The organism is Microbispora sp. NPDC004025 (genome assembly GCF_053604425.1).
On sequence record NZ_JBSGHN010000003.1, the window covers coordinates 344,762 to 357,741 of the forward strand.

Consider the following 12,980-nt stretch of genomic DNA (forward strand, 5'->3'; position numbering starts at 1 on the left):
CGTGCTGAGGGTCAGCCCGACAGGCCGCGCACCCAGGCGTACAGGTCGAGCACGCCCAGCGTGAGCGGGACCAGCGCGACGACCAGCAGCGCGTCGAGGATGTCGGCCGCCCGTCCCCAGAACGGCGACGGCCTGCCCGTGGGCAGCCAGAGGCCGAGGCCGAGCACGAGCAGGGCCGTCCACAGCACCCCGATCGTCACGGCCACCTCGGCGACCGCGTCGGCGCCCGTGCCCAGCGCGAACGCCAGCGCGACCGCCCCGGCCACGGCCGCGAGGACCATCCACAGCCGCTGGGCGACCCCCGCGAAGACCCGCGCCCGCATCGCGAGCGCCAGCGCCAGCGTCGCCGCCGTCGCGCGGGCGACCCAGCCGCCCTGCTGGACGAGCAGCAGCTCGGCCGCGCCGCCGGCGAGCGCGATCGCGATGACCATGCCGGTGGCGTACCGGTGGGCCTGCGCGGTCCGCTGAAGCACCAGGGGGCCGTCGATCCGCTGGTTGTCGCTGCGCAGTTCCTCGGCGCTTGTGGGCAGCGGCGGCAGCGGCACCCGGGCCATCCGGAACGACAGCGTGGGGATCAGCGGGCTCAACGCCAGCAGGACCGTCGCGACCACGGCCGCCGCCCCGGCGCCCGGTCCCCCGAACACCATCACGCACGCGGCGCCCGCGGCCCCGGCGACGGACGCGACCGCGACGCCGAGGAAACCCGCCACGCCGTCGGCGATCAGCACGCCCCCGACGGTCGCCACCAGCGCGGTGTACGCCAGCGCGGCCAGCAGGTTCGGCGCGCCGAGCACCAGTACGGCCCCCGAGGCGCCGGGCGTGAACAGCCCGGCGAGGAAGCCGTGCGGCAGGGCCGCGTAGCCGATGAGGGCGCCGGCGGTGGGCTGGCCGACGGCCCTGGACACCACGGTCCCGGCGGCGAGCAGCAGCACCGCGACGGCGCCGGCCACTCCGGCGGTCAGCCTCGGCGGGGCCGCCGCGAGCGCGAGGACGACGGCGCCGAGCGCGAGCAGCCCGGCCGCCACGCCCATGCCGAGCAGCCGCGTGTGCCGCGGCTCCCACCTGCCGCCGCCCTCCTTGGTGCCGGTGGCGACCACGTCGGCCACGTCGTCGTACACAGCGGGCGGCAGCACCGCGTCGCGCGGGCGCAGGTACAGGATCTCCCCGTCCAGGACGCCCAGCGCGCCCAGGCTCTGGGAGAGGTCGAGCGGCGGGCCGCCGAGACGCTGCAGCACCCAACCGGGGGCCGCGGCGGCGTCACCGCCCACCTCGCCGACCGCCCGCAGCAGCCCGGGCAGGACGTGGGGCAGCGGGATGTCGGCCGGCAGCGCGAGGTCCGCCTTCCTGCGTGGAGCGACCACGGTGACGTGGCACAGGGGCGGCAGCGGCGCGGCCGCCTGCGGCAGCGCGCCCTGCTGAGCATGCCCCTGCTGGACATGACCCTGTTGGATCTGGCCGTGCTGAACCTGAATGGGGGCCGGCGATGACACGGCGGGAATCCTCTCCCGAAGATCTCTCTGACAGCCCGAAAATATCGGCAAACCTGGTAGAAAAGTCAGTCAGATGAGCATTGTCGTCGTCTCGCGCCCCGAGCGCCGCCCGGGCCCCAAACCGCCCCGCGGTGAGATTCTCCTGGAATCCCCACCGGAGATTCCCGAGGTCCAGCCGCAGGGCCTGATGTCCGTGCTCACGTACGTGCCGATGCTGGCCGGCGGCGCCGCGATGGCGCTGATGTTCACGGCGGGCGGCACCGGCAACCCGCTGATGTACGTGGCCAGCGGGCTGTTCGCCGTCTCCATGGTCGGCATGAGCATGGGCCAGCTCGGGCGCAACGCCGGTGAGCGCAGGAACCGCCTCAACGGGCTGCGCCGCGACTACTTCCGCTACCTGTCGCAGATCCGCAGGAAGGTCCGCAGGGCGGCCGTGCAGCAGCGGGAGGCGCTGGAGTGGAGCGGGCCGCCGCCGGAGTCGCTGTGGTGGATCGCGATGGGGCCGCGCCTGTGGGAGCGCAGGCCGCGCGACGACGACTTCGCGACCGTACGGCTCGGCACCGGCGTGCAGAAGCTGGCCATCCAGCTCGTCCCGCCGGACACCAAGCCGGTGGAGGACCTGGACGCGCTGTCCGCGGGCGCGCTGCGCCGGTTCGTCCGGGCGCACGCCACGGTGTCGGGGCTGCCCGTGGCGGTCGCCCTGCACTCCTTCGCCCGCATCCACCTCACCGGCGACTCCGCGGCGATGCGCGAGCTGATGCGGGCGGTGATCGCGCAGCTCGTCGTCTTCCACTCCCCCGACGACATGCGGATCATGATCTGCGCGAGCAAGGAGTGGATGCCCCACTGGGAGTGGGTCAAGTGGCTGCCGCACGCCCTGCACCCCGAGCAGACCGACGCGGCGGGCCAGGTCAGGCTCATGGCGGAGAACCTCGCCCACCTCGACACGCTGGTCGGGGAGGAGCTCAGGGAACGGGCCCGGTTCCGTCCCGGCGCCTCCGCCGACGCCCTGCCGTACCACGTGGTGATCGTGGACGGCGGGCACGTGCCGCACGACAGCCAGCTCGGCTCGGACGCCATCCAGGGCGTGACGGTGATCGACCTGTCCGGTTCGACCGGGCCGGTGCCCGAGGCGGTCACGCTCCGGCTGGACGTGCAGCCCGACGGCTTCCACATGATCAAGATCGACCACGCGGGGAGGCGGTCGGGCAACCGGCTCGGCGACCCCGACCGCCTCGGCTATCCCCAGGCGGAGGGGCTGGCCCGGCAGCTCGCGCCGCTGCGCGCCTCCGCCGGGGCCCAGGGCGAGGCGCAGGACGTGCTCGGCGTCAACACCTCGCTCACCGACCTGCTCGGCGTGGGCGACCCCGTCCACCTCGACCCCGCGGTGATCTGGCAGCCCCGCGCGGGCCGCAACCGGCTGCGGGTGCCGATCGGCCTGGGCGCGGACGGGCGAATCGTCGAGCTCGACATCAAGGAGTCCGCGCAGGGCGGCATGGGGCCGCACGGCCTGGTCATCGGCGCGACCGGCTCCGGCAAGAGCGAGCTGCTGCGCACCCTGGTGCTCGGCCTGGCCATCACGCACTCCTCCGAGATCCTCAACTTCGTGCTGGTGGACTTCAAGGGCGGCGCCACGTTCCTCGGCCTGGACTCCCTGTCCCACGTGTCGGCGGTCATCACGAACCTGGAGGACGAGCTGCCGCTCGTCGACCGCATGCACGACGCGCTGCACGGCGAGATGGTGCGCCGCCAGGAGCTGCTGCGCGCCGCGGGCAACTACGCCTCGCTGCGCGACTACGAGCGGGCCAGGGAGCAGGGCGCGGACCTCAAGCCGATGCCGACCCTGTTCGTCGTGATCGACGAGTTCAGCGAGCTGCTCACCGCCAAGCCGGAGTTCATCGACCTGTTCGTGATGATCGGGCGGCTCGGCCGCTCCCTCGGCGTGCACCTCCTGCTGGCCTCCCAGCGCCTGGAGGAGGGCCGGCTGCGCGGCCTCGACACCCACCTGTCGTACCGGATCGGCCTGCGCACGTTCTCGGCCATGGAGAGCCGGGTCGTCCTCGGCGTCGCCGACGCCTACGAGCTGCCGCCCGCGCCGGGCAACGGCTACCTGAAGTACGACACCACGGGGATGACCCGGTTCAAGGCCGCCTACGTGTCCGGTCCCCACCACGCCGACCCCGGACGGTCGGCCGCCGGCGAGGCCGGGCGGCCGATGCGCGACGTGGTGGAGTACGGCACCGCCTTCGCGCCCGTGGTGGAGGTGGCCGAGCCGTCCAAGGAGCTGGCGCCCGCCGAGGAGCCCGGCGGCCCGCGGCACAGCCTGCTCGACGTCGTGGTCGGCCGGCTCACCGGTCACGGCCCGCCGGCCCACCGGATCTGGCTGCCCCCGCTGGCCGAGCCGCCGACGCTGGCCCACCTGCTGCCGCCGCTGTCCGTCACCCCTGAGCACGGCCTGACCACCGCGGGCTGGGGCGGACGGGGGATGCTCCACGCGGTCGTCGGCATCGTCGACCGGCCGTTCGAGCAGCGCCGTGACCCCTACTGGCTCGACCTGTCGGGAGGCGCGGGCCACGTCGGCGTCGCGGGCGGCACGCAGAGCGGCAAGAGCACGGTGCTGCGGACCCTGATCACGAGCATGGCCCTGATGCACACCCCTCGCGAGGTGCAGTTCTACTGTCTCGACTTCGGCGGCGGTTCCCTGGCCTCGCTGGAGGCGCTGCCGCACGTGGGCGGCGTCGCGAGCCGTCTCGACGCCGACCGCGTCCGTCGTACGGTCGCCGAGATCTCCACGATCCTGGAGCGGCGTGAGGCGGACTTCGCCGAGCACGGCATCGAGTCGGTCGCGGCCTACCGCCGGATGCGGGCCGAGTCCGGTCGCGACGGCGACGGCTGGGGCGACGTGTTCCTGGTCGTGGACGGCTGGCTGACGCTCAGGCAGGAGTTCGAGTCGCTCGAACCGGTCGTCACCGACATCGCCGCCCGCGGCCTCGGGTACGGCATCCACGTGGTCGCGGCCACAAACAAGTGGTCGGAGTTCCGGGCGAGCATCCGCGACCTGTTCGGCACCAGGGTCGAGCTCAAGCTCGGCGACGCCTACGAGTCCGAGGTCAACAGGAAGGCGTCGCTGGCGGTCCCCGAGGGGGTGCCGGGACGCGGCCTCACCAAGGAGGGGCTGCACTTCCTGTCCGCGCTGCCGCGGATCGACGGCGTGCAGAGCTCCGAGGACCTCGCCGCGGGCGTCCGCGGGCTGGTGCACGCCGTCAGGGACGCCTGGCAGGGGCCGCCCGCGCCGGCGATCCGGCTGCTGCCGCCGGTGCTGCCCGCCGCCTCGTTGCCGGGCCCCGAGGAGAGCGGACCGAAGATCCCCATCGGCATCGACGAGGCGACGCTCTCGCCCGTGCTGCTCGACTTCGACGCCGACCCGCACTTCGTCGTCCTGGGCGACACCGAGAGCGGCAAGTCGAACCTGCTGCGGCTCGTCGCGGAGGGACTGGTGGCCAGGCGGCAGCCGCACGAGGCGATGATGATCGTCGTCGACTACCGCAGGTCGCTGCTCGACTCGGCCGCGACCGCCCACCGCATCGGCTACGCGGCGTCGAGCACCGCCGCGCAGGAACTGGTCAACGACGTGCGCGGGGCCCTGCTCAAGCGGCTTCCGCCGGCCGACCTCACCCCCGAGCAGCTGCGGACGAGGAGCTGGTGGCAGGGTTCGGACGTCTACATCGTCGTGGACGACTACGACCTGGTCGCCACCTCGTCCAACCCGCTGCTGCCCCTGGTGGACCTGTTGCCGCAGGCGCGGGACATCGGGCTGCACCTGGTGTTGTCGCGTCAGATGGGCGGCGCCGGCCGGGCTATGTACGACCCGGTCATCCAGAAGCTGAAGGACATGGCCAGCCCCGCCGTCATCCTGTCCGGCAACAAGGACGAGGGCTACCTGTTCGGCAACGTCCGGGCGCACCCGCTGCCGCCCGGCCGGGGCTACCACGTCGACAGGAGGTTCGGCGCGCGGCTCGCCCAGACCGCGTTCCTGCCTCCGGTGGACAGCGAGTGACGGGCGGAAAGGAGCGGTTCGTGGCCGGTTTCGACATCCACTTCCAGGCGCTCGAGAGCTGCCGTACGGCGGTGAGCAAGGCCTGGGGGCAGTACGAGAGCCTGCACGGCGGTCTACCCGAGACGCCCGGCACCCGGGCGGCCGCCTTCGGGCACGTGGACGGCGCCGCCGCGCTGGCGCAGGCGGTCGACACCGCCTACGCCGCGCTGACCGCGGAGGCCGCCGACGCGAGAACCAAGCTGAAGGGCGTGGAGCGGGCGCTGGAAACGGTTCAGGACAACGTCCGGACCGCCCACAAGGGCACATCCGGGTCGATGCGGGTATGAGCGAGCGAATCAATAAGCACAGTGCGTCTCGCTGCCGGGTCACCTGCGTGCCTCCGGCACGACGACACCCCGAGCCGCCAGGCGAGGGGATGACATGAGTGGCGTGGGGGATCTGCCCGGCGGCGCCGAGCTGGCCGCCATGGCGGAGAAGGTGAACGGCGATCCCGGCGGGATCCGCGACATCGCCAAGAAGTGGCGCGGCGCGGCCGGCGACGCGCAGGACTACGCGGGCGGCGTGGGCCGGGCCGTACGCACGGTCGACGCCGCCTGGCAGGGCCTGTCCGCCGATGCCTTCGTGGGATACATGGGCAGGTACGGCAAGGCGGCGGACGGCCTCCATGACGCCCTGGTCGCGTGCGCGGGCGCGCTGGAGAAGGTCGCCACCGCGCTGGAGAGCGCCAAGTCGAAGATCGACGGCATCTGCTCCGGCGTGGTCGCCGACGCGGCGGCCTACCGCGCCCGGAACAAGGACGTCACGGACGAGGAGCTGAACAAGGGACTGCGGGCCATCGTCGCCCGCGGCGTCGAGGACGCCCGGCCGCACCTGGAGCAGGTGACCACGGCCGTCGGCGACGCCGCGAAGACGCTGGGCGCCCGCCTGGGCGCCGACTACCGCGACGGCGCGCTCACCTTCGCCAAAATCCCGGATCCGGGCAAACAGGACTTCGTGCCCCGCCAGGGACACACCGTCGACTGGCGCCGCGACCCGGGCTACACGGGCCATACAGGGGCTCCCGGCGACAAGGCGCATCCGACGTACGCGTCGTACGGCCAGACGAGCCTGAGCGGCGGTGCGGGGGGCGCGGGTGGCGGCGGCTACGGCCCCAGCGGCCCGCCTCCGCCCGGCGGCGGACCCGCGCCCACGGGCCAGGTCAAGGAGTGGATCGACCAGGCCGTCGCGATCCTCAGGGCCCAGGGCTACCCGGTCGAGAAGATGAACCGGGACGACATCTGGATGATCATCAGGCACGAGTCGGGCGGCAATCCGCACGCGATCAACAACTGGGACTCGAACGCCGCCGCGGGAACGCCGTCGAAAGGGCTGATGCAGACCATCGACCCGACGTTCAACCGCTGGTCCCTGCCGGGACACAAGGACATCTGGAATCCCGTCGACAACATCGTGGCGGGCGTCCGGTACGCCATCGAGCGCTACGGCTCGGTCTCGGCCGTGCCCGGCGTGGTCGGCATGAAGACCGGCACCGGCTACCGGGGATACTGAGCCACCCTCCCGGCGCGGGCTCGCGTCGGGCTGCGGGAACCGCCCGCCGTCGCCCGCCACGCGGGCGGTGCCCGGCACGAGGCCTGACACGGCACGCGGCACGGCACGCGGAAGGGCGGGACGAGGGGTCACCCGAGGGCCAGTCGTAGCCGGTCGCGCCCCAGTCGTGGCCAACGGAAGGCCGGGCGCGGCACGCGGAAGGCCGGGCGGTTGCCCGCCCGGCCTTCCTCATCAGCGGCTATCCGGACGCGGATTTCCCGGTCCGCCTCCCGGCTTCGTCAGCCGCAGTTGCCCCAGTCGGCGCTCGCGCCGGCCCCGCCGACGCGGCCGAGGTACCTGACGCACTTGCCCTTGGCCTGCAGCTTCACCGGGCCGGCGTAGTACTCGTAGCTGCCGCGGTCGGTCTTGCTCACGCCGCCCTGGACCTCCAGGGTCGCGGAGACGGGCGTCGCCTTGCCGACGTCGGCCGTCTTGATCGTGACGACGCAGTTCTCTCCCGTGCTCGCGTTGTAGAGCTGGTAGATGGCGCCACCCGCCAGAGTGCTGCTGCGCTGCACGGAGAAGCCCGCCCCGCAGACCTGCTCAGGGGTGTAGGGGTTCCTGACCGGACCGGCGGTGCTGGACGGCTTCGGCGCCTGGGTCGTCGGCTTCACCGTCAGCGTCGGTCTCGCCGTGACCGTCGGCTTCGCCGTCACCGTCGGCTTCGGCGGGGTCGTCGTCCTCGTGACCGTCGGCCGCGCCGTCGGCCGCACGGTCGGGCGTGAGGTCGCGGTCGGGCGCGGCGTCGCCGGTTGCGTCGCCGTCCGCGTCGGTGCGACCGTCGCGGTGGGCGACGGCGCGGCCGGGCTCGGCGACGGCGTCGCGTTCGGGCTCTGCCGGGCGGGCCATCTCGGCTCGTCCGGGCTCGGCACCGGCTCCTGCGTCTCGGTGGCCGCCGGGCTCGGCGACTGCGTGGGCGGGGGCTCCGGAGTCGGCTCGGTCGGCACCGGGCTGGGCGTCGCGATGACCGTGGCGGTGGTCGTGACCCGGACCGTCGGCTGCGTCTGACCGGTCGGCTGCGGCGGCGGCGGGACCACCGGCTGGGTCGGCACCGGCACGATCGGGCCCGGCGTCGGGACCGTGGTGAGCTCCGGCGTCACCGGGCCGTCGGTCGGCCAGTCGCTCGGCAACACCAGCGGCTGCACCGGGGAGTCCGGGTCGTCGGACGACAGCGCCCACGGCACCGTCACCTGCGGCGCCGCCGTCGGGTTCTGCCCGCCGCCTCCGGCTCCGCCGCCCCCGGCCCCACCACCCGCAGCCCCGCCACCGGCGTCCGTGAGGTCCGCGGCCACCTTGCCGTCGGAGCCGTGCTGCCCCGCGGCGCGCTCCGCGGCCGCCGGCGACAGCTGGACCTCGGCGTACCGGCCCGCGCCCCACAGACCCACTCCGGAGAGCAGGACCACGGCGCCGACCGCCGCGGCCAGGCCGACGGGGAAAGGCCTGCGCCTGGCCGGCTCGACCTGGCCCTGGGCGGTCGGCGGCCCCCACGTCTGCTGCGGGGGCTGCTCCTGCGGCATGGCGGGCGGCTGCCAGGAAGCGGCCGGCGCCTGCTGGGGCTGCTGGGGCACGGTCGGCGGTCCCCACGTCTGCTGCGGGACCGGCGGAACGGGGACTCCCCCGAGCGGCGGCTGCGCGGGCTGGGGAGGCTGCGGCGCCTGCGGGGGCAGCACCACTCCCGAGGCCGGGGCCGCCGCCGGTTGCGCACCCGCGTCGCCGCCGAGCAGCCGCAGCATCGCGGCGTAGGCGGTGGGGCGCTGCCCCGGCTCCTTGGCCAGCGCGGGCAGCACGACCTGGCGCAGCCGCTCCTCCAGGCCGCCGAGGTCGGGCGGCGCGTTCAGCACCGCCTGCGGATCCTGCGGGAACGGCGGCCGCCCCGTCGCGGCGAAGACGACCGTGGCGGCCCACGCGAACATGTCCGCGTACGCGTCGTACGGCCCGCCCCTGATCTGCTCGGGAGCGTGGTAGGCAGGCTCGCCCACCGGCGGCCCGACGGCGACGTCGGTCAGCTTGACCCCGTCGTCGGCGACGATGACGTTGTGCGGGGTGAGCGCGCCGTGCGCGAGATCGGCGAGGTGCACCGCGGTCAGCGCGGTGAGCAGGCCCACCGCGACCCGTTCGAGCGCCTCGCCGGAGAGCGGGCCCCCGGCCGCGACGGCGGCGGCCAGACTGCGCCCCTCGACGTGTTCCCTGACGACGTAGGGCCGATCGCCGAGCAGGCCCGCCGCGATCGTGCGGGCCACATATGAGCTGGACACACGTGTGGCCACAGTGAGCCGGTCGAGGACGGCCTGCCCCGAACCCGGCTCGGCGGCCAACAGCTTGATCACCCGCACAGGGGCGTCGTCGCCGGACTCCTTGCCGACATAGACGTCGCCGCGGGGCCCCTCGTCCAGCCGTCCCAGGATGGCGTACTCGCCTATCTGCTCGGGATCACCCGGCCGTAAAGGGTGCATCTCAGTCCTTTCTGAAAAAGCGACCTGATCAGGATCATTCAACCAAGAGCACCCGACACAAAGCAGCAGTTTTCGCCAGCCCAAAACATTGAAGCGTCAATTACCCAATGCCGGCGTGTCAACTCTCTCGGCCGGGACGCCACCCCCTGCGCCGGCCCATCGGCACGAACACCCGCACGGCCACGATCAGGCCCGCGGCGCACAGCGCCGCCACCGCGATCGTGAGCGCCAGGTCGATCGCCCCCTGGTCGACCGGAGCCGCCTTGGTCACCGCGCCCGGCGGCAGCGGAGCCGGCGCCGGCGGCGCGATGACCGGGGCGTCGACGGCCTCGAGCGGCAGGATCGCGGTGACGGCGAGCAGCGGGTTCACCATCCCGGCGCCCGTGCCCGCCCCCACGCCGCCGTCCGCCGTGGCGGTGATGCGCCACCGCACCCGCTCCTGGTTCAGCCCCGGATGGCGGGCACGCACCAGTGCCGCCACCCCCGCGACGTACGGCGCGGCGAAGCTGGTGCCTTCGAGCCCGCCCATGTACGACCGTCCGGGCCAGGTGGAGGTGATGTTCTGGCCCGGCCCCAGCACCGCCACCGGGGTGGCCGTGTTGGAGAAGTCGGCGCGCCTGCCGTCCGGGGTGGCCGACCCGACGGCCAGCACCCCCGGGTACGCCGCGGGGTAGGCGGGCTCCGGCGTGCCGTCCTCCGCTGTCGTGTTGCCGGCCGCCGCCACGATCACCGCGTCCTTGTCCAGCGCGTACGCCACGGCCTGCCGGAGTTTGGGATCGTCCTGGGCCTGGATCGACACGTTGATGACGTCGGCGCCGTAGTCGGCCGCGGCCACGATGGCCCGTGCCAGCGTGTCCACCTCGCCGTTCTCCTCGTTCGTCTGCTTGAGCGAGATCAGCCGCACGCCCGGCGCGACCCCGTGGAAGGGGACGCCCTTCAGGTACTGGGCGGCGATGATCCCGGCGCCCGCCGTGCCGTGCCCGACGCAGTCGCGGTGTCCCGTCCCGGTGTAGTCCACCGACTTCGCCACGTGGATCTGCGGGTGCGTCAGGTCCACCCCGCTGTCGATGATCGCGACGGTGACCCCCTCACCCGTGGTGAGCGGCCACACGCGCTTCGGGTCGAGTCTCCGCTGCCCCCACGGCTCGGCCACCTGCATGCTGCCCTTGCGCGGCGCGCACCGCACCGGCGCGGCGTGCGCCTGTGCGGGAGGCGCGGGCGGTGCCACGAGAAACAGCGCCAGCACGGTCGCCAGAAGGCCGGGTCCCCGCATGAGTGATCAGCCTAACCTGTCGGACTTGACCGATGATGCCGGTTCGAAAGAGGCATACCGGCGATGAGAACCGGGAGCGGCGAAAACAGTTCCGACAACAGTCCCACTCAGCAAGGGGGCGGACGCCGTCTGGCCGCGGCAGATGCTTAAAATCCAGCAAGGCTCGTAACCAGGGGCCCTAGGGAAGGATGGACACGGTGCACAAGGTCCTGATCGCCAATCGTGGTGAGATCGCCGTACGGATCGCCCGGGCGTGCAGGGACGCCGGGATGACCAGCGTCGCGGTCTACGCCGACCAGGACCTGGACGCCCTGCACGTGCGGGTGGCCGACGAGGCCCACGCGCTCGGCGGGCAGAGCCCGGCCGAGACCTACCTCGACATCGACAAGATCCTCAAGGTGGCCAAGCAGACCGGTGCCGACGCCGTCCACCCCGGCTACGGCTTCCTCGCCGAGAACGCCGGCTTCGCCCAGGCCGTCATCGACGCCGGACTGATCTGGATCGGCCCGCCGCCCGCCGCCATCACCGCCCTGGGAGACAAGGTCCAGGCCCGTCACATCGCCCAGCGCGTGGGCGCCCCCCTGGTCGCCGGCACCCCCGACCCGGTCTCCGGCGTCGAGGAGGTGATCGCCTTCGCCACCGAGCACGGCCTGCCGATCGCGATCAAGGCGGCGTTCGGCGGCGGCGGCCGCGGCCTGAAGGTGGCCCGCACCCTGGAGGAGATCCCCGACCTGTACGAGTCCGCGGTGCGGGAGGCCGTCACCGCCTTCGGCCGCGGCGAATGCTTCGTCGAGCGCTACCTGGACCGGCCGCGTCACGTGGAGACCCAGTGCCTGGCCGACGCCCATGGCAACGTCGTCGTCGTGTCCACCCGCGACTGCTCGCTGCAGCGCCGGCACCAGAAGCTGGTGGAGGAGGCGCCCGCGCCGTTCCTGACCGGCGAGCAGCTCGAACTCCTCTACTCCTCGTCCAAGGCGATCCTCCGCGAGGCGGGCTACGTCGGGGCGGGCACGTGTGAGTTCCTGGTCGGCCAGGACGGCACGATCTCCTTCCTCGAAGTCAACACCCGGCTGCAGGTCGAGCACCCGGTCAGCGAGGAGGTCGCCGGCATCGACCTGGTCCGCGAGATGTTCCGCGTCGCCGACGGCGAGCCGCTGGGCTACGACGACCCTGTGCTGCGCGGCCACTCCATCGAGTTCCGCATCAACGCCGAGGACGCGGGCCGGGGCTTCCTGCCGGCGCCGGGGACGATCACCTCGATGCGGGTGCCGTCCGGGCCCGGGGTGCGGCTGGACGGCGGATATGAGGTCGGGATGAGCGTGCCGCAGGCGTTCGATTCGCTGGTGGCCAAACTGATCGTGACCGGCGCCACCCGGGCCCAGGCGCTGGAGCGCTCACGCCGCGCGCTGGCCGAGTACGAGATCGGCGGCATGCCGACCGTGCTGCCCTTCCACCGGGCCGTGGTGGACGACCCCGCCTTCACCGGCGAGCCGTTCACCGTCCACACCCGGTGGATCGAGACCGAGTTCGACAACACGATCGCGCCGTACGAGGGCGAGGTGGGCGCCGCGGAGCCGGCCGAGCGGGAACGCATCACGGTCGAGGTCGGCGGCAAGCGCCTGGAGGTCGTCCTGCCCGCCGGGCTGGGCTCGTCGGGCCCGGGTTCGGCGGGCGCGGGCGGCTCCGCGCCGGCCAGGAAGGCCGCGCCGCGACGGTCCGGCGCTAATGGCGCCAAGAAGGCCGCGGCGAGCGGCGACTCCCTGGTGAGCCCGATGCAGGGCACGATCGTCAAGGTCGTCGTCGCCGACGGCGACACCGTGGAGCCCGGCGACACCATCGTCGTCCTGGAGGCGATGAAGATGGAGCAGCCGCTCACCGCACACAAGGGCGGCACGGTCACCGGCCTGGCCGCCGCCGTCGGCCAGACGGTCACCGCCGGGGCCGTCCTGTGCGAGATCAAGGACGCCTGAGCAGCGCGTACGGCCGGCGGCGGATCGGAAGAGACGGTTCGGCGACCGGCGCGAGGGCCACTTGCCGGCCGGAAGGACGCATGCCCCGTCGCCTATGCGGAACGATAGGTGTTTGTGGAGGAACCATCACGCCCTGCCGTTCGTCCAGTA

At 73.4% G+C, this 12,980-nt stretch carries 7 protein-coding genes; 4 read left to right on the forward strand and 3 right to left on the reverse strand.

Features of this window, described 5'->3' with window-relative positions; all coding sequences use genetic code 11:
• Positions 1 to 11 precede the first annotated feature (11 nt).
• Positions 12 to 1,490, reverse strand: a complete 1,479-nt coding sequence (gene eccD / locus ACWEQG_RS09750; protein WP_452283373.1) for a type VII secretion integral membrane protein EccD — start codon at positions 1,488 to 1,490, stop codon at positions 12 to 14.
• Positions 1,491 to 1,563: 73 nt separating this feature from the next.
• Here eccD and eccCa point away from each other — a divergent pair, with 73 nt between their 5' ends.
• The 3 genes from eccCa (at position 1,564) to ACWEQG_RS09765 (ending at position 7,095) form a co-directional block, all read left to right on the forward strand.
• Positions 1,564 to 5,547, forward strand: a complete 3,984-nt coding sequence (gene eccCa, locus ACWEQG_RS09755) for a type VII secretion protein EccCa (RefSeq protein ID WP_452283375.1) — start codon at positions 1,564 to 1,566, stop codon at positions 5,545 to 5,547.
• 20 nt (positions 5,548 to 5,567) lie between these two features.
• A complete protein-coding gene (locus ACWEQG_RS09760; protein WP_363471517.1) occupies positions 5,568 to 5,873 on the forward strand; it encodes a hypothetical protein in 306 nt (101 codons plus the stop codon).
• Between the two features lie 94 nt (positions 5,874 to 5,967).
• Positions 5,968 to 7,095, forward strand: a complete 1,128-nt coding sequence (locus tag ACWEQG_RS09765) for a WXG100 family type VII secretion target (RefSeq protein ID WP_452283377.1) — start codon at positions 5,968 to 5,970, stop codon at positions 7,093 to 7,095.
• A gap of 278 nt (positions 7,096 to 7,373) precedes the next feature.
• On the opposite strand, the gene ACWEQG_RS09770 is transcribed toward ACWEQG_RS09765, so the two are convergent.
• The gene (locus ACWEQG_RS09770) at positions 7,374 to 9,587 is read right to left on the reverse strand and encodes a serine/threonine protein kinase (RefSeq protein ID WP_452283378.1); all 2,214 of its coding nucleotides are present in this window, start codon (positions 9,585 to 9,587) and stop codon (positions 7,374 to 7,376) included.
• A 118-nt stretch (positions 9,588 to 9,705) separates the two neighbouring features.
• Positions 9,706 to 10,860, reverse strand: a complete 1,155-nt coding sequence (locus tag ACWEQG_RS09775) for a S8 family serine peptidase (RefSeq protein WP_452283380.1) — start codon at positions 10,858 to 10,860, stop codon at positions 9,706 to 9,708.
• Positions 10,861 to 11,057: 197 nt separating this feature from the next.
• Between ACWEQG_RS09775 and ACWEQG_RS09780 the strand changes: the two genes are divergently transcribed.
• Positions 11,058 to 12,830, forward strand: coding sequence for an acetyl/propionyl/methylcrotonyl-CoA carboxylase subunit alpha (locus ACWEQG_RS09780; protein WP_452283382.1), 1,773 nt, complete (start codon positions 11,058 to 11,060; stop codon positions 12,828 to 12,830).
• Positions 12,831 to 12,980 lie beyond the last annotated feature (150 nt).